This window comes from Kitasatospora sp. NPDC057692, assembly GCF_042799475.1.
GTDB lineage: Bacteria > Actinomycetota > Actinomycetes > Streptomycetales > Streptomycetaceae > Kitasatospora.
The window spans coordinates 1-23,648 of record NZ_JBHVIV010000024.1; the positions used below are offsets into that span (position 1 = coordinate 1).

A 23,648-nucleotide genomic window follows, 5' to 3' on the forward strand; every position below is an offset into this window, starting at 1 on the left:
GGCATCTCCGGCGCGATCCAGCACCGGGCCGGCATGCAGACCTCGAAGACCATCGTGGCCGTCAACAAGGACCCCGAGGCCCCGATCTTCGAGCTGGTCGACTACGGCGTCGTCGGCGACCTGTTCGCGGTGCTGCCGCAGCTCACCGCCGAGGTGAAGGCCCGCAAGGTCTGATCCGGCGCACGGCATCGGCGCGGGGGCGCGCCCGGGATTTCCCGGGCGCGCCCCCGCCGTCCTTCGCCCGGACGCCGGCCGGTGGGCGGCGGCCCGTAGAGTCGGTCGGCGGCGCGGGTCGTTGACCGTCGCGCGCAGCGGACCATCGTGGACATCGTGGACAGGGGCGAGGGCGGACGCATGACACTCTTGACGGCGCTTCAGGGCGGATCCGGCGACTCGGCCGACGCGCTGCGGATCTCCGACGGTCCCGGGCTCTCCCGCGAGCGGCTGCTCGGCGCGGCCACCGCCGTCGCCGACCGGGTGGCCGGCGCCCCCGCGCTCGCGGTGCTCGCCCGGCCCACCGCCGAGACCGTGGCCGCCGTCGTCGGCGGGCTGCTCGCCGGGGTGCCGGTGGTGCCGCTGCCGCCCGACTCGGGGCCCAAGGAGCGGGCGCACATCCTGCGCGACTCGGGCGCGGCCCTGCTCGCCCACGCCGCCGCCGACACCCCGCCGGAGGACGCCGGGATCGCCGGCCTCCCGGTGGACCTGCGCGAGCGCTCCGCCACCACGTACGCCGAGCCCGACCCGGCGGCGACCGCCTTCGTGCTCTACACCTCCGGCACCACCGGCGCGCCCAAGGGGGCGATGATCGGCCGCTCCGCCGTCGCCGCCGACCTCGACGCGCTCGCCGACGCCTGGCAGTGGACCGCCGAGGACACCCTGGTGCACGGCCTGCCGCTGTTCCACGTGCACGGACTGGTGCTCGGCGTGCTCGGCGCGCTGCGAACCGGCAGCCGGCTGGTGCACACCGGGCGCCCGACCCCCGCCGGGTACGCGGCGGCGGGCGGCAGCCTCTACTTCGGCGTGCCGACCGTCTGGTCCCGGTTGGCGGGCGATCCGCAGGCGGCCGCCCGGCTGGCCTCCGCCCGGCTGCTGGTCTCCGGCAGCGCCCCGCTGCCGGTCCCGGTGTTCGAACGGCTCGCCGCGCTGACCGGGCGGGCCCCGATCGAGCGCTACGGCATGACGGAGTCGCTGATCACCGTCTCCACCAGGGCCGACGGCGAGCGCCGCCCGGGCAGCGTCGGCCTCCCGGTGGCGGGGGTGCGCACCCGGCTGGTCGGCGAGGACGGCGGGCCCGTCCCGCACGACGGCGAGACCGTCGGCGAACTCCAGGTGGCCGGTCCCACCCTGTTCCGCGGGTACCTCAACCGGCCGGACGCCGACGCCGAGGCCTGGACCGCCGACGGCTGGTTCCGTACCGGGGACGTCGCGGTGATCGGCGCGGACGGCTTCCACCGGATCGTCGGGCGCGCCTCGGTGGACCTGATCAAGAGCGGCGGGTACCGGATCGGCGCCGGCGAGGTGGAGGCGGCACTGCGCGACCACCCGGCGGTGGCCGACGCCGCCGTGGTCGGCGCGCCGGACGAGGACCTCGGCCAGGCGATCGTGGCGTACGTCGTTCCGGAGGGTTCGGTGACGGGGGAGCAGCTGACGGCCTTTGTGGCCGAGCGGCTCTCGGTGCACAAGCGGCCCCGGAGGGTGGTGCTGGTGCCCGAACTGCCCAGGAACGCCTTGGGAAAGGTGCTGAAGAAGCAGCTGCTGGCGGAGTCGGCACCCGAGTGACGGGCGGTCATCCGGCGCCGGGTCGGATGACGGTCGCTCACCTTCCGTGAGCCTTCCTTTGGCGCACTCCACTGCGCGCTGTGAGCGGACGCGTGCCTAACGTGACAAGCGGCGCGGCCGGGGCCGACGAGGCCCCGCGCACCGCGTCCAGCGTTCAGCTCCCAGCGTTCGGCGCGATCGTCGCGACCGGCGCGATCAGCGAAGGAAGACAGCAGCATGACGACCGTCAACACCGGCGCACCGGGTGCCGCCGACGACGCGACCGGGCAGTCCACCGCCTCCTCCTCCCTCCGGCCGGCGGCGGGTGCCCGCCCCTCCCGTGCGGCGCGGGTCCGCCGGGGGATAGGCATGGTGGCCGTGATCGCGGCCGGCGCCGGCGTGATCGGCCTCGGCGCCGGCGCGGGGACCGCCGCGGCCGAGCCGGCGCCGGCCCACGCCGGGTGGGACGGCTCGCGGTACTGGTTCAAGGACAGCCAGGGCCACTGGCGCTGGACGGCGCACTACGACGTCTACCTGGCGCGCAGCGGCGGCTCGGCCACGGGGGGCACGGCTTCGGGGGGCACGGCTTCGGGGACGTCCGCGGTGAAGTCGGCCGGCTCGTCCGGGGGGATCACCCAGGGGTGGGACGGCTCGCGGTACTGGTTCCGCAACAGCCAGGGCCAGTGGCGCTGGACCTCGCACTACGACGTCTACCTGGACCGCACCGGCGGGTCGGGCTCGGGCTCGGCCGCCCCGTCCTCCGACACGGCCCCCTCGTCCACGTCCTCGTCCGCGGCCCCGTCGCCGGACGGTGACGTCGAGACCGCGGTGCAGTACGCGCTCGCGCAGCTGGGCAAGCCGTTCCGGACGGCCGGCAACGGGCCGGACGGCTACGACTGCTCGGGTCTCGTCCAGCAGTCCTTCAAGCGCGGCGGCGTCTCCCTGCCGCGGGTCGCCAACGACCAGTACGCGGCCACCACGCCGGTGACGGCCGGGCAGCTGCGCCGCGGCGACCTGCTGTTCTGGTCGGACGACGGCAGCGCGCGGGGCATCCACCACGTGGCGATCTACCTGGGCAACAACCAGTACGTGGAGGCCGCCCGGCCCGGTACCTCGATCCGGGTCTCGCGGATCAGCAGCGGCTACTACCCGACGCACATGGGCCGGCCCTGAGGCCTGTCCGCACCGTCCCGCCGGTGCCGGGGCCGCGACGGCGTCGGCACCGGCGGGGCCGGGGACCTGCGCGCGATGGGGCGCGGGAAGTGCGGAAGGGGCGCGCGCCCCGGGGCCGGACTCCGGTGCCCAGGGGTGCGCGCTCCGGCGCGGCCGGGGTCGTACGGGAATCGTCGCAGGCCCTCTGACCTGGGCACATGCCCCTGACAAGCGGAACGGGGAACCGCCATGAGCGGGGACGGCGTGGAGGTATGGGGACCGGCGCGGCGGGGGTACCACCTCGGGTGGCGCTGATTCGACGGACGGGGGCGCCGCCCGGTGCGAACGGCGCCGGGGGAGGTCGAGAACATGGGGGCGTGAGTGATCGTCTGGATCAATGGCACGTTCGGGGCGGGCAAGACGAGTGCCTGCCGCGCATTGGTGGAACTGCTGCCCGGCAGCATGCTGTTCGATCCCGAGCTGGTGGGCTTCGGGCTGCGCGCGATGCTGCCGGCCGACCGGATGGCGGCGGTGTCGGACTTCCAGGACCTGCCGGCCTGGCGCCGGCTGGTCCCCGAGACGGCGGCGGCACTGCTCGGCGAGGTGCCCGGGCCGCTGGTGGTCCCGATGACGCTGCTGCGGGAGGACTACCGGGACGAGATCTTCGGGTCGCTGGCCTCGAACGGCATCGCCGTGCACCACCTCGTCCTGGACCCTGAAGAAACGATCCTGCGCCAGCGCATAGCCCAGCGCGAGGAGGTCCCTGACGACCCGGAGCGCAGCGAGCGGATCCGCCAGTGGTGCCTGGAGCACCTGCCGCGCTACCGCGCCGCCCGCCGCTGGCTGCGCCGCGACGCCCGGCTCGTCGACACCTCCGGCCTCACCCCGGGCGAGACCGCCGCCCGGCTCGCCCAGCTGGTGAGCGACGGCTCGGCCCGCTGTCCGATCGTGCAGACCCCCGACCCGACCGGGGACACCGTGGCGGCCGCCGTCCTGTTCTTCGACGAGCAGGACCGGGTACTGCTCGTCGACCCGGTCTACAAGCCGGACTGGGAGTTCCCCGGCGGTGTCGTCGAGCGGGGCGAGGCGCCCACCGACGCCGCGCTCAGGGAGACCGCCGAGGAGCTCGGCCTGCGCCTCGACCCGGCCGCGCTGCGGCTGCTCGCCGTCGACTGGGAGCCGCGCACCGGCCCGCGCTGCGGCGGGCTGCGGCTGGTCTACGACGGCGGACTGCTGGACGCCACCGCCCGGCAGGGGCTGCGGCTCCCGCAGGAGGAGCTGCGCGGCTGGCGGTTCGTCGGTCTGGAGGAGGCCGCCGGGCTGCTGCCCCCGACCCGGTACCGGCGGCTGGCGGCCGCGCTGGACGCCCGCCGCTGCGGGGAGCTGCGCTACCTGGAGGCCGGGCGCCGGGCCGGTGCGGGGCTGGCGCCGACCGCCGACGCGGCGTGAGTACGGGCGGCGTGAGCGCGGGAGGCGTGCGGGCGGCCGGCGCGTGCCCCGCGGCCGCCCCGGCCCCCGGGGGACGGCGCCCGCCGCGGGGCGGCAGGATGACGGCATGCCGTTCACACTGAGCCACCCCGCCGCCGTGCTGCCCCTGCTGCGCGCGGCGGGGGAGCGCGGACCCCTGGTCGCCTCGGCGCTGGTCGCCGGGTCACTGGCGCCCGACCTGCCGTTCTTCGCCGAGTCGCTGCTGCCCGGGGTGTACCGGCACGGCGGGACGACCCACCGCTGGTGGGCGGTGCCGACGGTGGACGTGGTGCTCGCTGCCGGGCTGGTGGCGGGCTGGCACGGGCTGGTGCGCGGACCGCTGGTCGCGCTGCTCCCGGGCCGGTGGGCGGGCGCGGCCGAGGCGCTGACGGCCCGCCGGGCCGGGCGGGGGCGGCCGTCGGGCGCGGACCTCGGGTGGTTCGCGGTCTCGGCGGCGGCCGGTGCGGCGAGCCACGTCGGCTGGGACGGCTTCACCCACGCCGGGCGGTTCGGGTCCCGGCTGCTGCCGGCGCTGGAGCGGCCGGTGGCGGGCGGCCCGCCGCTGTACGAGGTGCTGCAGTACGGCACCTCGGCGCCGGGGCTGGCCGCGGTGGCGGGGTACGCGGTGCGGGCGGCCCGGGCGGTGGAGCCGGTGCGCCCGGCCGTCGAGCTGTCGGACCGGGCCCGGCGGACGGGCGCGGCGGTGCTGGGGGCGGCCACCGCGGCGGGAGTGGTGCACCGGCTCGTGCCGCTGCGGCGCGGACCGCTCGCGGAGCTGTGCTTCGGAGCGGGGGCCGGCCTCGCGGTCGGCGCGGTCGGCTGGGCGCTGGGCCGGGCGGCCGTGGCGGGGGCGCGGGGGCGTGCGGGGAGCGGTTCCCCGCGGCGTACGGGCGCGCGGGCGCAGGTTCGCGCGGGCGGGTGGCTGCGCGGGGCCGGCGCGTAACGGCAGGGGCCGCGCCGTCACGGATGGACGGCGCGGCCCCGGGGCGTGTCCGACGGTTCGCGCCGGATCGGCGTGCCGGACCGTCAGGCGGAGCGCAGCTCGGCGTAGCGGCGCAGGAAGAGCGCCTCGGTGAGGGCCATCCGCTCCAGCTCCAGCGGGTCGACGCTCTCGTTGACGGCGTGGATCTGGGTGGTCGGCTCCTCGACGCCGATCAGGATGATCTCGGCCTCCGGGTAGAGGGTGCGCAGCGTGTTGCAGAGCGGGATCGAGCCGCCCTCGCCGGAGGCCACCATCGGGGTGCCGAAGGCCTCGGCCATCGCCTCGCCCATCGCCTCGTAGGCCGGGCCGGAGATGTCGGCGCTGAACGCGGCGCCGTTGCCCTGCCGCTCCACGGTGACCCGGGCGCCGAACGGCACCTGGCCCTCGAGGTGGGCGACCAGCGCCTCCTGGGCGGCCGCGGTGTCCATGCCCGGCGGCACCCGCAGGCTGACCGAGGCCTTGGCGGAGGCCTGCACGGAGGAGGTCGCGCCGATCACCGGCGGGGCGTCGATGCCGAGGACGGTGACGGAGGGGCGGGCCCAGAGCCGGTCGGCGACGGTGCCGGTGCCGGTGAGCGCGACGCCGTCCAGCACCTTGGCGTCGGCGCGGAACTGCTCGTCGGGGTACTGCACGCCGCTCCAGCTCTGGTCGGTGGCCAGCCCGGCCACGGCGACGTCGCCGTTCTCGTCGTGCAGTGAGGCGAGCACCTTGACCAGGGCCTGCAGGGCGTCCGGGGCGGCGCCGCCGAAGGCGCCCGAGTGCAGGTTGCCGGCCAGCGTGCGGACCGAGACGTCGACCACGGTCATGCCGCGCAGCGAGGCGGTGACGGTGGGCAGGCCGGCGGCGAAGTTGCCGGTGTCGCCGATCACGATGGCGTCGGCGGTGAGCAGCTCGGGGTGGGCCTCGGCGTAGCGCTCCAGGCCGCCGGTGCCCTGCTCCTCCGAGCCCTCGACGATGACCTTCAGCCCGACCGGGTAGCCGCCGTCCACCTGGCGCAGCGCCCGAAGGGCCGTCAGGTGCATCAGGATGTTGCCCTTGCAGTCGGCGGCGCCGCGTCCGTACCAGCGGCCGTCGCGCTCGGTGAGCTCGAAGGCGGGGCTGAGCCAGGCGTCCTCGTCGAGCGGCGGCTGGACGTCGTAGTGCGAGTAGAGCAGCACGGTCGGGGCGCCGGCCGGGCCGGGGAGCTCGCCGTAGACGGACTGGGTGCCGTCGGGGGTGTCCAGCAGCCGGATGTTCGTCAGGCCCTCGGCGGCGAAGGCGTCGGCGACCCAGCGGGCGGCCTTCTCGCACTCCTCGACCGGGAACTGGCGCGGGTCGGCGACCGAGGGGAAGGCGACCAGGTCGGCGAGGTCGGTGCGGGCGCGGTCCATGAGGGACCGGACGACGTCGGCCAGGGGCTGCTGCGGCATCGGTGCTCCGGGGAGGGCTGGTCCGTCCGAGGGGGTGGTGCGGGCGAACGGTGTTGACGGGGGGTAGTGCCGATCATAGGCGGAGCCGGGCGGGGGGCGTCGGGGCGGTGCGGCCGACGGCGGCGGGGGATGACGCCTTAGGATTGCTGCCCGTGACTGACTCCGGAAGCCCCGATACTCGTAGCCCGCTCGACGCCGAGGCCGACGGGCCGGACCGGCCGGACCCGCTGGACGGCGTCTGGGACGTCGTCGTGGTCGGCGCCGGACCGGCCGGCGCCTCCGCCGCGCACGCCGCGGCCCTGCAGGGCCGGCGCGTGCTGCTGCTCGACAAGGCCGAGCACCCCCGGTACAAGACCTGCGGCGGCGGCATCATCGGCCCGTCCCGGGACAGCCTGCCGCCGGACTTCAGACTGCCGCTCCAGGACCGGGTGCACGCCGTCACCTTCGCGTACCGCGGCCGGTTCACCCGGACCAGGCGCTCCCGGCGGATGCTGTTCGGCCTGGTCAACCGGGACGAGTTCGACCTGCGCCTGGTCCAGGCGGCCAAGCAGGCCGGGGCGGTGCTGGTCACCGGAGTGACCGTCACCGGGGTGGAGCAGCGCGGCGGCGAGCACCGGACGGCGCTGGTCACCGCCGCCGACGGGCGCGGCTTCGAGGCGCGCGCGGTGGTCGGCGCGGACGGCAGCGCGAGCCGGATCGGCCGGCACGTCGGCGTCTCCTTCGACCAGATCGACCTCGGCCTGGAGGCGGAGATCCCCGTCCCGGCGGACGTCGCCGCCGACTGGGCGGGCCGGATCCACCTCGACTGGGGCCCGCTGCCCGGCAGTTACGGCTGGGTGTTCCCGAAGACCGAGTCCAGCAGCCTGACCGTCGGGGTGATCTCGGCGCGCGGCGACGGCGAGCGGACCAAGCAGTACCTGGCGGACTACATCCGGCGGCTGGGCCTGTCGGGGTTCCCGCCGAGCGTGGAGTCCGGGCACCTGACCCGCTGCCGGGCCGACGACTCGCCGCTGTCGCGCGGCCGGGTCCTGGTGGCCGGCGACGCGGCCGGCCTGCTGGAGCCGTGGACCCGCGAGGGCATCTCGTACGCGCTGCGCTCGGGCCGGCTGGCCGGGGAGTGGGCGGTCAAGGTGGCCGAGTCGGGTACGGCGGCCGAGGTGCGGCGCGAGGCGCTGAACTACGCGTTCGCGATCAAGGCGGGCCTGGGGGTGGAGATGCGGGCCGGCAAGCAGATGCTGAACGCCTTCGAGCGCCGGCCGTACCTGTTCCACGCGGCGGTCTGCCTGGTCGACCCGGCGTGGCGGGCGTTCGCCCGGACCACCCAGGGGCACACCACCTTCGCCCAGGTGCTGCGGCAGTACCGCTCGGCCCGCCGGCTGGCCGCGCTCGCCTCGCGCTGATCCGGCGCGCGGCCCCGGACGATGTGACGCCGGGCCGGACGGGGGCTTCCCGTCCGGCCCGGCGCGCATGGATCACCGGGGTGGCAGGGGCTACCTGAGGCCGCCGTCGACCGCGTTGATCAGGGTGCCGCCCGGGGTGTCACCGGTCATGTCCCAGATCATCGCGCCGAGCAGGCCCTTCGATTTCAGCCAGGCCGTCTTCTTGGTGATCGACCAGGCGTCGTCGAAGGTCCACCACTGTCCGCCCGCTCCGGTGTAGCCGTAGGTCGCCACGGACTGTTCGTCGTGGTAGACGGAGAGGTTGGGGAAGGTGGTGAGCAGGTTGTTGTACCCGCGGGTTCCGGCCTCCTCGGCGAACTGGCCGGGGGCGGCGCCGGTCGCGCTCTGCCACTCGCCCTTGACGCCGCCGTCCGCGACGCCCTGCCAGCCGCGGCCGTAGAAGGCCAGGCCGATGGTGAGCTTGCGCGGGTTGACCCCGGCGTCCAGGTAGGGCTTGACGGCCCCTTCGACGCTGAAGTGCGTGGTGTACGGGTCCTGGGCGTCCACGTAGAGGTTGCCCTGGTGGCCGGCGCGGTTGGGCTCCCACGAGTTGTCGCTGCCGGCGCCGTGGAAGTCGTAGCCCTGGATGTTGGCGATGTCCAGGTAGTTGAAGATCTTCGACAGGTCCCAGCCCTGGTTGATCTTGACCGGGTCGGCCGGGGTGAAGGCGGTCAGCAGCTTGTGCGAGCCGCCGAGCGCGTCCAGCTGCTTGCGGAACTCGGCGAGCAGCGCGGTCAGGTTGTCCTTGTCGTTGGCGCTGTAGTGGTTGCCGGCGTGGCCGTCGGGCGAGCCGGGCCACTCCCAGTCGATGTCGATGCCGTCGAAGATGCCGGCCGCGACGCCGTCACCGCCCGCGCCGTTGTAGGCCGGCAGGTTGCCCTTGATCCAGATGTCGAGGCAGGACTTGACGAACTTCTGCCGGGACGCGTCGGTGGCCGCCGCGTCGGAGAAGTACTTGGAGTACGTCCAGCCGCCGAGCGAGGCGACGACCTTCAGGTGCGGGTACTTGGCCTTGAGCTTCTTCAGCTGGTTGAAGTTGCCGCGCAGCTTGCCCCAGCCGTCGTCCGCCACGCCGTCGATCGACTGGGCGGCGCTCATCGGGCGGGCGTAGTCGGCGTCGGCGTCGCCCGCGCCGGTGCCCTGGTCGGGGTCCTGCGGGTTGGACGTGGTGCCCCGGGTGACGCCCGCCATGCAGGTGAGGTTGACCGGGTCGATGTTCTCGAAGGCGTAGTTGATGACGTCGAGCTTGGCCGCGCTGCCCGAGGTGTCGAGGTTCTTCACGAAGTACTGGCGTCCGTAGATGCCCCACTGGGTGAAGTAGCCGACCCGGGCGTACTTGCCGGCGCCGACCAGGTCGGAGGTGGTGACCTTGAGCGGGGCCGAGGCGGGGGAGGCGTTGTCGGCGCCGTCCCGGGCCTTGACGGTGAAGGTGTAGGAGGTGGACGGGGAGAGGCTGCTGACGGTGGCCGTCAGGGTGGAGCCGGTGACCGTGCGGACCAGCGCGCCGTCCTGGTAGACGTCGTACGCGGCGACCTTCAGATTGTCGGTGGCGGCGTTCCAGGCGAGCGTCACGTCGCTCGAACCCACCGCGGTGGTGCGGAGGTTGGTGGGCGCGGTGGGCGGCGTCGGGTCGGTGGACGGGTCGAAGGTGGAGGCGGTGACCGGCGCGCTCGCCGGGCCGAGGTTGCCGCGGGTGTCCTTGGCGCGGACGGTCAGCGTGTAGCTGGTCGCCGGGGTGAGGTTGGTGACCACGGCGTCGGTGGTGGTGCTGCTGCCGACCACGGTGCTGCCGTTCAGCACGTCGTAGGAGGCGACCGGGAAGTCGCCGCCGGTCGCGGCGGGCCACTTCAGCGCGAGCGTGTGGGCCGTCGCGTCGGTCACCGTCGGGGTGCCCGGGGCGGACGGCAGGACGTCCGAACTGCCGTCGCACTTGTCGCCGTTGATCCGGCAGCCGGTCGGCGTGCCGATCGGGCCGTTGGCGACGAACCAGAAGCTGTACGGCTCGGTGGTCCTCCCGGCGGGGACGTTGGCGTTGTAGAACGCGGCGACGGCGGTGACGTGGCGGCCGTTGACCGTCGCGGTGCCGTTGTAGCTGTTCTGGATGGTCACACCGGCCGGGAGGTCGAACTCCAGGGTCCAGCCGTTGACGGCGGTGGTGTTGTCGTTCTTGACGATGTAGGTGCCCTTCCACCAGGAGCCGCTGTTCTCGCTGGTGAAGGCGGCGGTGAGCTTGCCGGCCGCATTGGCCGGGGTGGCCAGTGCGGTGACCGCGGCCAGGGGGAGGAGCAGGACGGAGAGCAGCGCGAGCAGCCTGTGGCGGCCTCGGCGCGTGCGGGATCGAACGGACATGGTTCTCCCTGCGACTGTGGGGGTTGGACAGGGTGACGCCGAACCGAACGGGGGTGGTGCGGGGGTGATACCGGCCGGTACCGGGGTGGTACCGGGTTTGTGACATGCCCGCCGCCGTGGGGAGACGGGGGCATGGGCACTGTAGGAGGTACAGACCAATGCGTCAACAGGTCTGTACCACTGACGAGTTGGCCGGATCCGGCAAAGCGGTCCGTCAGCTGCGGCGCGGCGCGCCGGAGAGCTCGTCGCCGAGTGCGCTGCGGCTGTACAGCACCGAACGGCCGTGCCGCGCCCGGGTCACCAGCCCGGTCGCGTGCAGCACCGCGAGGTGCTGGCTGACCGCGCCCGGCGTCACGCCCAGCCGGTAGGCCAGGTCGGTGGTGGAGCCCGGCTCGGCCAGCAGCGCGAGCAGCCGGGCCTTCGGCGCGCCCAGCAGCCGCTCCAGTGCGCGCGGGGTGGCCGGAGGCCGCGGGCGGGCCATCCCCGCCTGCCCGCGGGCCGGGTAACTGATCTGCGGCGGACGGTCGTTGCTGATCATCGTGATCGCGCCGCGGGCGAAGAAAGTCGGCACCAGGACCAGCCCCCGGCCGTCCACCGTGATCTCGCCGTCCCAGTCCTTCCAGCGGCGGTCGATCGACAGGATGCCGTCCGCCCAGCGCAACCGGTGGTCGAGGTCGGCGAACAGCGCCGCCGCGCCCTGCCGGGCCAGCACCCGCGACCGGTAGACCAGGTCCGCCTCCAGCACCGCCCGCGCCTGCGGCCACCACGCGGGCGCCAGACAGCGTTCCCAGTACTCCTCCAGCGCGTCGGCGATCCGCGCCAGCAGCCGGGCCGGATCGGCCAGCCCGGCCGCCAGCACCGCCGGCAGCGGCTGGTGGTGCGGCAGGAAGGTCTGCTCCAGCTCGGTGCGCAACTGCTCCGGCGGCAGCGCCCGGACCGCGGCCAGCTCGGTGCGGAAGTCCGGCCACGGGGTGGCCGGACGGGGCGTCAGGAAGTCCGGGATCCAGCGGTTGGCGCCGACCAGGGAGAGCAGCAGCGCGGAGTCCAGCCGCTCGAAGGCGGGCCGCAGGCGCTCGAACGCGGCGGACTGCAGGGCGTAGTAGCCCGGGTGGGTCCACATCCGCAGGCTGAGCGCGGCCTCCTGGATCGGCGAGCAGGCGAACCAGGTGGTGGCGAGATCGGCCAGGTCGAGCTTGAACCGGTGCACGCCGTCCCTCCTGGAGGTTTTAGGGCCAGCCTAAATCAGTACGGTCCGGCGGCGGCGCCGGGGTGTGATCGGGTCATGACCACCCCACCCGCGGCGACCGCCGCACCGCGCCCCGCGCCACCCGCGTCCAGGGCCTCCCGTCTGCTGCACCCCGACCCGACGGTGCGCCGGCTCGCCCGGATCACCCTGCTCAACACCCTCGGCAGCGGCCTCTCGCTCTCCGTCGGCGTGCTGTTCTTCACCCGCTACCTCGGCCTGAGCGCGGCGCAGCTCGGCCTCGCGCTCACCGCCGCCGGGCTCTGCGGGGTCCTCGCGAGCGTCCCCGCCGGGCGGGCCGCCGACCGCTGGGGGAGTAGGCCGATCCTGGTGGCGCTGGTCGCGCTCACCGGCCTGGGCACCGCCGGCTACACAGCGGTCGGCGGCTACCCGGCGTTCGTGGCGCTCGCCTGCCTGGTCGCCGCCGCCGACCGGGGCGCGGCCGCCGTGCGCAACGCCCTCTACGCCGAGGTGCTGCCGGCCGACAAGCGGGTGGCCGGGCGGGCCTATCTGCGGGTGGTGACCAACGTCGGGCTCTGCCTTGGCACCGGCGTCGGCGCGGTCGCCCTCCAGGTGGACTCGCGCCCCGGCTATCTGGCGGCGATCCTGGCCGACGCGGCCTCGTACCTGGCGGTCGCGGTGATGTTCCAGCGGCTGCCGGTGCCGGACCGGGTCCGCGGCGCGGGTGGCCCGGGTGGCTCGGGTGCCGCTGCTGACGCGGGCGGGGAACGCGGCGGGCGGCGGCGGCCGGCCCGGGAGCCCAACCCGGCGCTGCGGGACGGGCCGTTCCTGCTGGTGACCGGGCTCAGCGCGGTGCTCGGCCTGCAGTTCGCGATGCTGGAGGTCGGCGTGCCGCTGTGGATCGTCCAGCAGACCGACGCGCCCCGGATCACCGTGGCCGCCACCCTGGTCGTCAACACCGTGCTGGTCATCGCGTTCCAGGTCCGCGCCACCCGGGGCACCGAGCACCCGGCGGCCGCCGCGCGGGCCTGCGGCCGGGCCGGGCTGATCCTGGCCGCCTCCTGCCTGGTGATCGCCCTCGCCCACGGCGCGCCCGCCGCGATCGCCGCCGTGGTGGTGCTCGCCGGCGTCGCGCTCCAGGGGGTCGGCGAGGTCCTGGGCCAGGCCGGCACCTGGGCGCTCAGCTACGACCTGGCCGGCGAGCGGGCCCACGGCGCCTACCAGGGCGTCTTCAACGCGGGCACCGCCGCCGCTCTGATGATCGGCCCTGCGGTGGTCTCGACCGTCGTCATCGGCCACGGCCTGGTCGGCTGGGCCGCCCTCGGCGCCCTGCTCGCCGGGGCGGGCCTCGGGATGGGCCCCGCCGTCCGGTGGGCCCGGCGGCGGGACACGACGGCGGCGACGGTCTGAGGGCCTACTCCGGCACCACCGCGAAGGCCTCGATCTCCATCAGCACCTCCGGCAGGAACAGCGCCGCGACCTGCACCGCCGAGGAGGCCGGCAGCGGCAGGTCGCCCAGCGCCTCGTTGCGGGCCTCGCGGATCGCGGGCATGAAGGCCACGTCGGTGACGAAGTACGTCAGCTTCACGACGTGCGAGAAGTCCGCCCCCGCCGCCGCCAGACAGCGCCGCAGGTTCTCGAACACCTGCCGCGCCTGCGCCTTGGGGTCCCCCTCCCCGACCAGCCGCCGCTCCTCGTCGAACGCCACCTGCCCCGACACGGCCACCAGCCGCCCGCTCCCACTGACGACCTGCGTGTACCCCGTCCCCGGAGCAACCCCGGGCGGCTCGGCGATGTGGGTGAGCGAGCCGCTGTTCCGCTGCGATTCCATGGTCATACGACCATCGTGGCCGACGCCCGATCACCGCAACAGGCATTTACGGTCGGTAGACCGCTTCCGTACCTGCGGTGACGAGCCCGTCCGGCCAGGAGGAGACCGATTCGTGAGGACGAGCCCTACCGGGATCGTCGAAGGAGTCGTCACACCGCGGTCGGCGTCGTGGGCGCACGAGAGCGCCGCCGAGGTCATCCGCCGACAGCCGACGCCCCGGTTGGAGGAACTGGGGCGCCGGTCCGGCCGCCGGAGCCGTTCGGCCCCGACCGCGACACGGCGCGGCTCTGATCCCGTTCCGGGGGGCCGAAGGGGCTGGTCCGGGGGAGGGCGGGCGTGTCAGAGTCGTCCGGGCGCGCGCGGCTCACGGGTGGCGGGCGTTCGTTCCGACCCACCCTCAGCCGGAAAGCAGGACCGCACCGATGACCAGCGAAGCGCCCCTCGTCCGTGTCGCCACCGAGGACGCCGTCACCACCCTGACGCTCGACTCGCCGCACAACCGCAACGCCCTCTCCACCCGGCTGATGGCCGAGTTGACGGCCGGGCTCGCTGGGGCGGCGGCCGATCCGGAGGTGCGGGCGGTGGTGCTGACGCACGCGGGCAGGGTGTTCTGCGCCGGGGCGGACCTCTCGGAGGCGACCGGTGCCGATCCGACGGTCGGGCCGCGCGGGCTGGTCGACCTCCAGCGGGCCATCGTGGACTGCGCCAAGCCGGTGATCGCCGTGATCGACGGGCACGTCCGGGCCGGCGGGCTCGGGCTGGTCGGCGCGGCCGACCTGGCGCTCGCCGGGCCGGCCGCCACCTTCGCGTTCACCGAGGTCCGGCTGGGGCTCGCGCCGGCCGTCATCTCGCTGCCGCTGCGCCCCAAGCTGGATCCGCGCGCGGCCTCCCGCTACTACCTGACCGGCGAGGTCTTCGATGCCGCCGAGGCCGCCCGGATCGGCCTGGTCACCCAGGCCGTCGACGCGCCGGAGGCGGCCGAGGTGGCGCTCAAGGGCCTGCTGGACGCCCTGCGGCTGGGCTCGCCGCAGGGCCTCGCGCAGTCCAAGCGGCTGGCCAACGCCGAGGTGGTGCGCTCCTTCGAGCGGGACGCCGACGAGCTGGTGGAGCTGTCGGCGCGGCTGTTCGGCTCGGAGGAGGCGCAGGAGGGCATGCGCTCGTTCCTGGAGAAGCGCCCGGCGCGCTGGGTGCGCTGACCCGCCCCTCCGCGCGGCTCAGCCGATGGCCGCGGCCTCGCGCCACAGGTCGAGCAGTGAGTCGTCCCCGGCGGTGGCCACCCGGCCGGTGCCGCCCGGCAGCCGGTTCCAGAGCAGCAGGTAGAGGTCGCGGGCCGGGCCGGAGAGCGTCAGGTCGGCCGGCCGCTCGACGTGCTCGACGGCGATCGGCTCCGGGCTGATGGTCAGCAGCCACCGGCCCGGGCCGTCGCTCGGGCTGATCTGGATCGTGCGCGGGTGCTCGCTGCGGACCTTGGAGCGGCCGACGGTGAGGAAGCCGGACAGCAGCTCGTCGATGCCGTCCTGGGCGAACTCCGGGTCGGCGTGCGGCCCCTCGACACCGGCCGCCGCGTCGGCGTCGATCCGGTGCACGGCCGTCTCGTGCGCCTGGCGGCGGGTCCAGAACGCGAGCGGGTTCGGCGACGGGAGGAAGGTCCAGCAGTCCAGGTCGGCCGGGGCGGCGGTGAGCGTGTCGACCAGGGTGGCGTGGCCGGCGCGGAACCACGCGACCAGGTCGGCGTCGTCCGGCTCCGGCCCCCAGATGGCCTGCTGGCGCTCGGCGTCCATCGGGGCGGCCAGCCGGTCGCGGACGGTGACGGTCGCCCAGCGGTGCACCTGGCCGAGGTGCAGCACGAGGTCGCGCAGCCGCCACTCCGGGCAGGTCGGGACGGGGGTCCCGAGGTCGGTGCGGGCGGCGGCGTCCGCGAGCAGGGCGCCCTCGCGGCGCAGGGCGTCGAGGTGCGTGGTGATCTCCATAACGGCGAGTCTGGCAGCAGAGGTTGGTTCCGGGAGCGGTTTTCCGAACGGGGTTTCGACGAGGACAGGCCGTGTGACCTTGGCCGCCCTCCCGCCGGGCGGGCGCTACGGGCCGGTAACGTGAGCGCATGTCGATCACGCGTTCCCTGCTCAGCGCCGCCCGGGCGGGTGGCCGGCGAGCCGCCGGCCGGCTCGTCCACCGGGGCTGGCGGTGGGTACAGGAGGCCGGCGCGGTGTCCAGCGAGAACCCGGGGCCGTACCGGTTCCGCGAGCTGGGCGCGGGGACGAAGCTGACCTTCCCGCTCGGCGCGGTCTTCAACGAGCAGTGGATCACCATCGGGCCGTTCTCGATCATCGGCGAGCGGGTGACCATCAGCGCGGGCTTCCTGCCCGGGCTCGACCTCGGCCCCGAGCCGATCGTGCGGATCGGCGGCGGCTGTGTGATCGGCCGGGACAGCCACATCGTCGGCCACCAGTCGATCGTGCTCGGCGACGACGTGTGGACCGGCCCGGGCGTCTACATATCCGACCAGGCGCACGAGTACCGGGCCACCGATCTGCCGATCGGCAAGCAGTGGCCGCGCAACGAGCCGGTGGAGATCGGCTCCGGCAGCTGGATCGGCACCGGCGCGGTGATCCTGCCGGGCGCCCGGCTGGGCCGCAACGTGGTCGTCGCGGCCGGCTCGGTGGTGCGCGGCGAGGTGCCGGACCACACCGTGGTCGCGGGCGCCCCGGCCAGGGCGGTCCGCCGGTGGACGCCGGAGGAGGGCTGGCAGCCGCCCTTCCGCAACGAGCCGCCGCGGCCGCTGCCGGACGACGTGACGGTCGCCCAACTGCGGGCGCTGGCCGGGTGGGACCTGCGGCTGCCGGGCGAGCCGGGGGTCTGAGCAGGGCCCGGGCCGGCCCGCGGTGGGCCTGGCGGGCGACCGCGCGGCCGCGCCCCGACGTCCGGCACGCGTGGCGCGGCGCGTTCCCGTTCGCCGCCGCCGGACGCCGTCAGCCCCGCGGCGTGGTGCGGAAGGTGAGGACGGCGGTGACGCCCTCGGGGCGCAGGGCGTGGGTGGCCGGGGCGGTGAGGAGGGCGGCGTCGTAGCGGGCGAGGGGGGTGCCGTCGAGGGCGGCGGTGCCGGAGAGGCAGACCAGCAGCACGGTGGCGCCGTCCGGGACGGTGACCGGGCCGGGGCGCTCGGCGAGGACGAGGTCGGCGGTGGCCCGGCCGCGCCGGGTCATCACGTTGAAGTCGACGAGCGGGCCGCCGAGCAGCCGGCAGTCGGTGGCCGCGTCGCCGGAGAAGGCGAACGGGCGGAACGGCGCGTCGACGAGGTGCTCGGTGCCGTCGACGGTCAGCGCCATGCCCGGGCCCTCGACCACGGTGATCACCCGGTCGACGCCGGGGAACGCGGAGAACGGTCCGGCGGAGGCGACCTCGGCGAGGCTGACCCGCCACCGGAAGCCGTCCGGCCCGGAGTCCGCCGGCTCCCCGGCGACCTCCCTGGTCACCCCGCCCCCGTTGCGCCACGCCGTGGCCGGCCGCTCGGCGGCGGGCAGGAACCGGACCGGAGCCGTGCTGTTCGTCATGGCGCGATCCTCGCACGGCGGTCGGTGGGGGCGGGGTGACGGGTTCAGCGGCGGCGGGCGGCCAGCGGGAGGACGGCGGCGACGGTCGCGGCGGCGGCGACGGTGGTCAGGGCGAGCGGCAGGCTGGTCGCGTCGGCGAGGAAGCCGATCACCGGTGGGCCGATCAGCATGCCGGCGTAGCCGAGCGTCGAGGCGAGCGCGACGCCCTGCGGGCCGCCGACGACGCCGGCCCGGGCGATGGCGAGCGGGAAGATGTTGGCGAGCCCGAGCCCGACCAGGACGAACCCGGCCACGGCCAGGGGCACCAGCGGCGCGAGTGCCGCCAGCAGCATCCCGGCCGCGGCGGTGAGGCCGCCGAGGATCATCACCCGGTCCTGGCCGAGGCGCAGGGACAGCCAGGTGCCGCCGATCCGCCCGGTGGTCATGGCGAGCGCGTAGGCGGCGTAGGCGGCGGCGGCCACTCGCGCGTCGGCGTGGACGTCGTCGGTGAGGTGCAGGGTGGTCCAGTCGGCGACGGCGCCCTCGCCGTACGCGGTGCAGAGCGCGGTGAGGCCGAGCAGCAGGACCAGCACCCGGCCGGTGGAGCGGGCGGAGGAGGTGGAGGTGGAGGTTGAGGTGGAGGGAGTGGAGGGGGCGGAGGCGGGGGAGAGCAGTCGCGCCGCCGGGCTGCGGAGCAGCGCGACGCCCGCCGCCGCGGTGACGGCGAGCCCGGCGAGTCCGGCCAGCGCCAGCCACCCGGCGGCCGTGAGCGGACCGGCGAGCAGCCCGCCGACGCCCGCCCCGAGCAGCCCGCCGAGGCTGTACCCGGCGTGGAAGCTGGGCATCACCGGGCGGCCCAGTTCGGCGACGATCTCGACGGCGGCGCTGTTCATGGCGACGTTGGCCCCGCCGTATCCGGCGCCGAAGAGCAGCAGGACGCCGCCGAGCGCCGTCACCGAGTGGGTGTGCGCGGGCAGCGGGACGGCGAGCGCGAGCACGGCGAGCGAGGCGACGGTGACCGGCCGGGAGCCGTAGCGCACGCAGAGCCGGCCGACGATCGGCATGGTGGCCACGGCGCCCGCCGAGACGCAGAGCAGGGCGAGTCCGAGGGCGCTGTGCGAGGCGTGGACCTGGCTGCGGACGTCCGGGATGCGGACCACCCAGGCGGCGAACAGCAGGCCGTCGACGGCGAAGAAGGCGGTGAGGGCGAGCCGGGCGGTGCCCCAGGAGGCGAGGGAGTGCGCGAAAGGGCTGGGGGATTTCGCCGCGGTGCTGCGAGACTGGGGAGTCAGTTGACGGAGGGGACCGGAGGGACGGATTTTGTTTCGGAGCGGCACAAAGTAACAATAGGTCCGTGCAGCTCTCACCTTCAAGCCCGAAGCCCGGGACCGGGGCCGACCACGACGCGCAGCGCGACGCCCACCGCCGCGCGGCCCCCGACCGAGGGCGGACGCTGCTCGGCCCCGCGCTCCAGCTGATCCACACCGGCCGGGCCCCGACCCGCTCCGCGCTGACCCGCGCGCTGGACGTCACCCGGGCCACCGCCGGCGCCGTCACCGCCGAGCTGGAGGCGCTCGGCCTCATCACGGTCGACTCCCGCCCCGCCGGCGGCGGCCGCGGCCGCCCCTCGCACCGGCTCGCCATCGATCCCGCGGGCCCGGTGGTGGTCGCCGGCCAGATCCACGCCGACGGCCTCAGCGTCACCCTGGCCGGTCTCGGCGGCCTGCTCGACCCGCCGGTCCACCTGCCGCTGCCCGCCGCCACCGACCCGGTGCGGATGCTGCGCGCGGTCGCCCAGGCGGGCGCCGAGCTCGCCCGCGGCACCGAGCGGCGCTGTCTCGGCGCGGCGCTCGCACTGCCCAACCCGGTCACCGAGCCGGACGGCACGGCGCTCGCCGCGCTGCACTTCGCCTGGCCCAGCGGTACGCCCGTGGCCGACCTGTACGACGTGGAGGTGGGGCGCGCCGACCACGGCCCGCGCGCGCTCGACCCGCTGCCCACCGCGATCGCCAACGACGCCAACCTCGCCGCCCTCGCCGAGTACCGGCACGGCGCCGGCCGCGGCGCGCGGCACCTGCTGCTCGCCACCTCCGGTCACCGCGGCGTCGGCGGCGCGCTGGTCATCGACGGCCGGCTGCACACCGGCAGCGCCGGACTCGCCCTGGAGGTCGGCCATCTGACCGTCGACCCGCAGGGCCGGCCCTGCGGCTGCGGCAACCGCGGCTGCCTCAACTCGGAGACCGACCCGGACGCGCTGTTCGCCGCCGCCGGACTGACGCCGGACCCGGACCGGCCGCTGCTCGACCAGGCGGGCGAGCTCTGCCGGGCCGCCGCCACCGACGAGCGGGCCCGGGCGGCCGTGGAGCACGTCATCGACCGGCTCGGCCTCGGCCTGGCCGGGGTCGCCAACATCCTCAACCCGGACCGGGTGGTGCTCAGCGGGCTGCACCTGGACCTGCTGGAGGCCGCGCCGGACCGGCTGCGGGCGGTCGTCGCCGAGCGCAGCCTGTGGGGGCGCAGCGGCCGGGTGCCGATCGTCGGCGCGGAGCTGGAGCACAGCGCGCTGGCCGGGGCGGCCGAACTCGGCTGGCTCCCGTACCTGGCGGACCCGCAATCGGTGACCGCCGGGTAGGTGGTCCGATAAGCGGAGCCTAGAGCTTCGGATAATGTCACTTATCGTGACACCCATACACTCGTAGTGAGCGAGCGGGGGCCTTCAGGGGACCGTACGAGGAGAGTGGCATGGGCATGGGCATGGGGACCGAACCGACCGTCGACGTGGACCGGTCCGACCCGGCGTACCGGCGCTGGCTCAAGGAGGCGGTCCGCAAGGTCCAGGCGGACGCCAACCGCTCGGCCGACACCCACCTGCTGCGCTTCCCGCTCCCGGCGGACTGGGGCATCGACCTCTACCTCAAGGACGAGTCCACCCATCCGACCGGCTCGCTGAAGCACCGGCTGGCCCGGTCGCTGTTCCTCTACGGGCTCTGCAACGGCTGGATCCGCCCCGGCAAGCCCGTCATCGAGGCCTCCAGCGGCTCCACGGCCGTCTCCGAGGCGTACTTCGCACAGCTCGTCGGGGTGCCGTTCATCGCGGTGATGGCCAAGTCCACCAGCCAGTCCAAGATCGACCTGATCGAGTTCCACGGCGGGGAGTGCCACCTGGTGGACCGGCCGGACGAGGTCTACGAGGCCTCGGCCCGGCTCGCCGAGCGGACCGGCGGCCACTACATGGACCAGTTCACCTACGCCGAGCGGGCCACCGACTGGCGGGGCAACAACAACATCGCCGAGTCGGTCTTCGCCCAGCTGCGCCTGGAACCGCACCCGGAGCCGGCCTGGATCGTGGCCACCGCCGGCACCGGCGGCACCTCGGCGACCATCGCCCGCTACGTCCACTACATGCAGTACGACACCCGGATCTGCGTCGCCGACCCGGAGAACTCCTGTTTCTTCGACGGCTGGGTGCACGGCGACCCGGACGCGGTGTGCGACCGCGGCTCGCGGATCGAGGGGATCGGGCGGCCCCGGATGGAGCCGAGCTTCGTGCCCGGGGCGGTCGACCGGATGATGAAGGTCCCGGACGCCGCCTCGGTCGCCGCGGTGCGGCTGCTGGACCGGGTGCTCGGCCGGAAGGCGGGCGCGTCCACCGGGACCGGGCTGTGGAGCGCGCTGCGGATCGTCGCGCAGATGCGGGCGGCGGGGGAGGGTGGCAGCGTGGTCACCCTGATCTGCGACCCGGGTGACCGCTACCTCGACAAGTACTACTCGGACGACTGGCTGGCGGGCGAGCGGATCGACATCGCGCCCTACCTGGCCGGCCTGGAGTCCTTCCTGGCCGGCGGAGACTGGACGGGCTGACGGGCTGACGGGCTGACGGGCCGACGGGCCGACCGGCCCGTCGGCCCGGGGGCGCCGGACTCCGGCCCTACGGCAGCCGGGCCGTCGGGAGGTCGGCGGGGACGAGCAGCTGGAGGTCCTCGGTGGACGCGTCGGGCAGCTGGGCGACCCGCATGGCGTGCCGCTCGACCATGGTCTCGAACACCTGGCGGGCGGTGCGCCCGTTGCCGAAGTTGGGGCCGCGCTCGATGCCGGCGAAGTGGTCGAGCAGGGCGTGCTCGGTGGCCTCGGCGAGCGCGTACTCGTGTTCGGCGCACTGGGCGCGGGCGATCTCCAGCAGCTCCCCGGCCGAGTAGTCGGGGAAGGTGATGGTGCGCGAGAACCGCGAGGAGACACCGGGGTTGGCGGAGAGGAAGCGTTCCATCTCGGCGGTGTAGCCGGCCACGATGACCACCACCTCGTCCCGGTGGTCCTCCATCAGCTTCACCAGCGTGTCGATCGCCTCCCGCCCGAAGTCGCGGGCGCCGTCCTCCGGCGCCAGCGCGTACGCCTCGTCGATGAACAGGACGCCGCCGCGCGCCCGGTCGAAGGCGGCGGCGGTGCGGATCGCGGTGGAGCCGATGTGCTCGCCGACCAGGTCGACCCGGGCCACCTCGATCAGGTGGCCGCGCTGCAGCACCCCGAGCGAGGCCAGGATCTCGCCGTACAGCCGGGCCACCGTGGTCTTGCCGGTGCCGGGGGCACCGGTGAAGACCAGGTGGCGGCGGAGCGAGGGCGCCTTGAGTCCGGCCTGCCGGCGCCGCCGGCCGACCGAGATGAGGTCGATCAGCGTCCGCACCTCCTGCTTGACGGTGGCCAGGCCCACCAGTCCGTCGAGTTCGGCCAGCGCCTCGTCGGCGGGCCGGCAGTCGGGGATCGGCCCGATCACCGCGGCGGCGGGGGCGGCGGAGGCCAAGGTCGCCGCGGTGGCCGCGAGTTGGGCACGCGGCGGGGGGATGTCGGCCGCGCCGGCGGCCCCGACGGCCGCGGCCGTCGGGGCCGGCACGTCGTCCGAGGTGCACCCCTCCACCACCGGCCCGGGCTCGGAGAACTCGAAGCCGGCCCGCTCGTTCTGCTCGGCCCGGCAGCGGGTGAGCACCGTGCGGCAGCCGTCGATGATGTGGAAGCCGAAGCCCTTGCCGTGCGAGACCCGGCAGTCCTCGAAGGTGCCCCGGCCCTGGGCGGAGACGTAGACGCCGGCGTCCGACCCGGCCCGGACGGTGCAGTCCCGCAGCACCGGGTCGGCGCCCTTGGTGACGATCACCCCGGTCGCCACGTCGGAGATCTCGCAGCCGGTCAGCACGCCCCCGCTGCCGTGGTCGCGGAACCACAGCCCGGTGCCCGCCTCCTGGACCCGGCAGCCGGTCAGCGTCACCGTCGCCCCGCCGCTGACCGACACCGCCGAGCTGCGGATCCGGCTGAACGAGCAGCCCTCGGCGACGGCCGCCGAGTCGCGGTCCAGCACGAACAGCGCGTCCGGCAGGTCGTGCAGCGCGCAGTCGGTGAGCGTGAGCCGGGCGCCGTCGCTCACCCACAGCGCCGGGTACTCGCCGTTCGAGCCGTGGATCTGGCAGGACTCGGCGCTGGCCTCGGTGCCCTGGTCCCAGACCGAGAGCGCCCCGCGCCCGAAGTCCCGCACGGTGGAGTGGACGAGGCTGAGCCGGGCGCGGCCGCGCAGGTCGGCGGCGTTCTCCGGCACGTCGTGCACCCGGCTGCCGGTGAGCACGAGTTCGGCCTCGCCGTCCAGGGTGAGGCCGTTGCCGGTCACCCGGTGGATCTCGCAGTCGACCAGCCGCCCGCCCGCCTGGGCCTCGGCCTGGACCCCGCTGCCGCGGATCTCGTAGATCTCGCAGCCGGTCAGCTCGGCCGCGCTGCCCGGGTCGGAGAGCAGCACACCCGCGCCGGACGCGTGGTGCACCCGGCAGCGCTCCAGCGCGGCGGCCGCGCCGCCGAGCACCGCCAGCCCGGCCTGGCCGGCGGCGGCGACCTCGCAGTCCTCGAAGGCGGCGGCGGTGCCCGGGCCGCGCAGCCGCAGCCCGAGGCCGTCCGGGTTGCTCACCACGCAGCCCTTCAGGGTCGGCCGGGCGCCGTCGGTCACCTCGACCCCGGCCGCCGAGTGGGTCTCCACCCGGCAGCCGCTGAACGCGGCGGTCGCCTCCTCGCCGGTGACCAGGACGGCCGGGACGGACCGGTCGCTGCCCTCGATCACGAGGTCGCGGACGGCCGCCGCGGCGGTGACGGTGAGCGGCACCCCGCCCGGCGGGTCGATCCGGACGCTGCCGGGGCCCTGGGCGGCGACGAGCGTCACCGCCTTGTCGACGACCACGTTCTCCCGGAAGGTGCCCGGCCGCACGGTCACCGTGTCGCCCGGTTCCGCGGCCGCCAGGGCTTCCGCGAGCGTGTCGTACTCGCCGGCGCGGCGCCGCCAGCGGGATGCGCTGTCCTGGGTGACCCGGACCCTGTGCTCAGCCATGACGGTCTGTCGTCCCCACCTTCATCGAGCCGGCGATCTGCGGACCGGACGCACGCGGACGCGGTGCGCCCGGACGCGGCGCACCGGGGTGCGCGGGTCGTCCGCCCACCGTAGCGCGCCCGCGCGGGTGCTCAGGCCGCGCGGGCCGGACGGGGCGGGCGGGCCGGACGACAGCCGC

18 protein-coding genes and 1 pseudogene are annotated in these 23,648 nt (G+C 75.3%); 11 read left to right on the forward strand and 8 right to left on the reverse strand.

Translation table 11 applies throughout. The features are described 5' to 3' along the window. The 5 genes and pseudogenes from ACFVFS_RS15825 to ACFVFS_RS15845 all read left to right on the forward strand — a co-directional run. Positions 1-174 (forward strand): annotated as a pseudogene (locus ACFVFS_RS15825) (electron transfer flavoprotein subunit alpha/FixB family protein); the annotation flags it as partial. 180 nt (positions 175-354) lie between these two features. Next, positions 355-1,779 (forward strand): acyl-CoA synthetase, encoded by a 1,425-nt coding sequence (locus ACFVFS_RS15830; RefSeq protein ID WP_380624355.1) that lies wholly within the window; start codon positions 355-357, stop codon positions 1,777-1,779. Positions 1,780-1,995: 216 nt separating this feature from the next. Further along, positions 1,996-2,931 carry a C40 family peptidase gene (locus ACFVFS_RS15835; protein ID WP_380624357.1) on the forward strand — a complete coding sequence of 312 codons (936 nt, stop codon included), beginning with the start codon at positions 1,996-1,998 and terminating at the stop codon, positions 2,929-2,931. A gap of 360 nt (positions 2,932-3,291) precedes the next feature. Then, complete coding sequence (locus ACFVFS_RS15840; protein WP_380624359.1) at positions 3,292-4,359, forward strand: NUDIX domain-containing protein; 1,068 nt, start codon at positions 3,292-3,294, stop codon at positions 4,357-4,359. A 106-nt stretch (positions 4,360-4,465) separates the two neighbouring features. After that, on the forward strand, positions 4,466-5,320 hold the full coding sequence (locus ACFVFS_RS15845; RefSeq protein ID WP_380624361.1) for a DUF4184 family protein: 855 nt from the start codon (positions 4,466-4,468) through the stop codon (positions 5,318-5,320). A gap of 83 nt (positions 5,321-5,403) precedes the next feature. On the opposite strand, the gene ACFVFS_RS15850 is transcribed toward ACFVFS_RS15845, so the two are convergent. Further along, the gene (locus tag ACFVFS_RS15850) at positions 5,404-6,768 is read right to left on the reverse strand and encodes a dipeptidase (protein ID WP_380624363.1); all 1,365 of its coding nucleotides are present in this window, start codon (positions 6,766-6,768) and stop codon (positions 5,404-5,406) included. Between the two features lie 227 nt (positions 6,769-6,995). On the opposite strand from ACFVFS_RS15850, the gene ACFVFS_RS15855 reads away from it, so the two are divergent. Beyond that, positions 6,996-8,168 carry a geranylgeranyl reductase family protein gene (locus ACFVFS_RS15855; RefSeq protein ID WP_380624502.1) on the forward strand — a complete coding sequence of 391 codons (1,173 nt, stop codon included), beginning with the start codon at positions 6,996-6,998 and terminating at the stop codon, positions 8,166-8,168. A gap of 90 nt (positions 8,169-8,258) precedes the next feature. Here the strand turns inward: ACFVFS_RS15855 and ACFVFS_RS15860 are convergent, their stop codons facing one another. Together ACFVFS_RS15860 and ACFVFS_RS15865 are read right to left on the reverse strand one after the other, a co-directional pair. Further along, positions 8,259-10,556 carry a glycosyl hydrolase family 18 protein gene (locus ACFVFS_RS15860; protein WP_380624365.1) on the reverse strand — a complete coding sequence of 766 codons (2,298 nt, stop codon included), beginning with the start codon at positions 10,554-10,556 and terminating at the stop codon, positions 8,259-8,261. Between the two features lie 214 nt (positions 10,557-10,770). After that, positions 10,771-11,763, reverse strand: a complete 993-nt coding sequence (locus tag ACFVFS_RS15865) for an ArsR family transcriptional regulator (RefSeq protein WP_380624367.1) — start codon at positions 11,761-11,763, stop codon at positions 10,771-10,773. Positions 11,764-11,838: 75 nt separating this feature from the next. Between ACFVFS_RS15865 and ACFVFS_RS15870 the strand changes: the two genes are divergently transcribed. After that, the gene (locus ACFVFS_RS15870) at positions 11,839-13,170 is read left to right on the forward strand and encodes an MFS transporter (RefSeq protein ID WP_380624369.1); all 1,332 of its coding nucleotides are present in this window, start codon (positions 11,839-11,841) and stop codon (positions 13,168-13,170) included. A 4-nt stretch (positions 13,171-13,174) separates the two neighbouring features. Here the strand turns inward: ACFVFS_RS15870 and ACFVFS_RS15875 are convergent, their stop codons facing one another. Beyond that, positions 13,175-13,597, reverse strand: a complete 423-nt coding sequence (locus tag ACFVFS_RS15875; protein ID WP_380624371.1) for a RidA family protein — start codon at positions 13,595-13,597, stop codon at positions 13,175-13,177. Positions 13,598-14,013: 416 nt separating this feature from the next. Between ACFVFS_RS15875 and ACFVFS_RS15880 the strand changes: the two genes are divergently transcribed. After that, positions 14,014-14,787, forward strand: a complete 774-nt coding sequence (locus ACFVFS_RS15880; RefSeq protein WP_380624373.1) for an enoyl-CoA hydratase family protein — start codon at positions 14,014-14,016, stop codon at positions 14,785-14,787. Positions 14,788-14,805: 18 nt separating this feature from the next. Here ACFVFS_RS15880 and ACFVFS_RS15885 read toward each other — a convergent pair whose 3' ends face one another. After that, positions 14,806-15,561 (reverse strand): maleylpyruvate isomerase family mycothiol-dependent enzyme, encoded by a 756-nt coding sequence (locus tag ACFVFS_RS15885; RefSeq protein WP_380624375.1) that lies wholly within the window; start codon positions 15,559-15,561, stop codon positions 14,806-14,808. A 128-nt stretch (positions 15,562-15,689) separates the two neighbouring features. On the opposite strand from ACFVFS_RS15885, the gene ACFVFS_RS15890 reads away from it, so the two are divergent. Beyond that, positions 15,690-16,448 carry an acyltransferase gene (locus tag ACFVFS_RS15890; RefSeq protein ID WP_380624377.1) on the forward strand — a complete coding sequence of 253 codons (759 nt, stop codon included), beginning with the start codon at positions 15,690-15,692 and terminating at the stop codon, positions 16,446-16,448. A gap of 109 nt (positions 16,449-16,557) precedes the next feature. Here ACFVFS_RS15890 and ACFVFS_RS15895 read toward each other — a convergent pair whose 3' ends face one another. Together ACFVFS_RS15895 and ACFVFS_RS15900 are read right to left on the reverse strand one after the other, a co-directional pair. Next, entirely contained in the window at positions 16,558-17,139 is a 582-nt protein-coding gene (locus tag ACFVFS_RS15895) for a HutD family protein (RefSeq protein WP_380624379.1), read from the reverse strand. A 44-nt stretch (positions 17,140-17,183) separates the two neighbouring features. Then, positions 17,184-18,455, reverse strand: coding sequence for an MFS transporter (locus ACFVFS_RS15900; protein WP_380624381.1), 1,272 nt, complete (start codon positions 18,453-18,455; stop codon positions 17,184-17,186). 116 nt (positions 18,456-18,571) lie between these two features. Between ACFVFS_RS15900 and ACFVFS_RS15905 the strand changes: the two genes are divergently transcribed. Together ACFVFS_RS15905 and ACFVFS_RS15910 are read left to right on the forward strand one after the other, a co-directional pair. Continuing rightward, a complete protein-coding gene (locus ACFVFS_RS15905; protein ID WP_380624504.1) occupies positions 18,572-19,750 on the forward strand; it encodes an ROK family protein in 1,179 nt (392 codons plus the stop codon). A 110-nt stretch (positions 19,751-19,860) separates the two neighbouring features. Continuing rightward, positions 19,861-20,979, forward strand: coding sequence for a PLP-dependent cysteine synthase family protein (locus tag ACFVFS_RS15910; protein WP_380624383.1), 1,119 nt, complete (start codon positions 19,861-19,863; stop codon positions 20,977-20,979). 67 nt (positions 20,980-21,046) lie between these two features. Here the strand turns inward: ACFVFS_RS15910 and ACFVFS_RS15915 are convergent, their stop codons facing one another. Beyond that, the gene (locus tag ACFVFS_RS15915) at positions 21,047-23,470 is read right to left on the reverse strand and encodes a right-handed parallel beta-helix repeat-containing protein (RefSeq protein WP_380624385.1); all 2,424 of its coding nucleotides are present in this window, start codon (positions 23,468-23,470) and stop codon (positions 21,047-21,049) included. Positions 23,471-23,648 lie beyond the last annotated feature (178 nt).

Bases quoted from the DNA above. Each gene is read 5' to 3' on its own strand.
- ACFVFS_RS15845 (WP_380624361.1), top strand. From the start codon at position 4,466: ATGCCGTTCACACTGAGCCACCCCGCCGCCGTGCTGCCCCTGCTGCGC.
- ACFVFS_RS15915 (WP_380624385.1), bottom strand. From the start codon at position 23,470: ATGGCTGAGCACAGGGTCCGGGTCACCCAGGACAGCGCATCCCGCTGG.
- ACFVFS_RS15910 (WP_380624383.1), top strand. From the start codon at position 19,861: ATGGGCATGGGCATGGGGACCGAACCGACCGTCGACGTGGACCGGTCC.
- ACFVFS_RS15860 (WP_380624365.1), bottom strand. From the start codon at position 10,556: ATGTCCGTTCGATCCCGCACGCGCCGAGGCCGCCACAGGCTGCTCGCG.
- ACFVFS_RS15875 (WP_380624371.1), bottom strand. From the start codon at position 13,597: ATGACCATGGAATCGCAGCGGAACAGCGGCTCGCTCACCCACATCGCC.
- ACFVFS_RS15895 (WP_380624379.1), bottom strand. From the start codon at position 17,139: ATGACGAACAGCACGGCTCCGGTCCGGTTCCTGCCCGCCGCCGAGCGG.
- ACFVFS_RS15870 (WP_380624369.1), top strand. From the start codon at position 11,839: ATGACCACCCCACCCGCGGCGACCGCCGCACCGCGCCCCGCGCCACCC.
- ACFVFS_RS15880 (WP_380624373.1), top strand. From the start codon at position 14,014: ATGACCAGCGAAGCGCCCCTCGTCCGTGTCGCCACCGAGGACGCCGTC.
- ACFVFS_RS15885 (WP_380624375.1), bottom strand. From the start codon at position 15,561: ATGGAGATCACCACGCACCTCGACGCCCTGCGCCGCGAGGGCGCCCTG.
- ACFVFS_RS15830 (WP_380624355.1), top strand. From the start codon at position 355: ATGACACTCTTGACGGCGCTTCAGGGCGGATCCGGCGACTCGGCCGAC.
- ACFVFS_RS15850 (WP_380624363.1), bottom strand. From the start codon at position 6,768: ATGCCGCAGCAGCCCCTGGCCGACGTCGTCCGGTCCCTCATGGACCGC.
- ACFVFS_RS15890 (WP_380624377.1), top strand. From the start codon at position 15,690: ATGTCGATCACGCGTTCCCTGCTCAGCGCCGCCCGGGCGGGTGGCCGG.
- ACFVFS_RS15835 (WP_380624357.1), top strand. From the start codon at position 1,996: ATGACGACCGTCAACACCGGCGCACCGGGTGCCGCCGACGACGCGACC.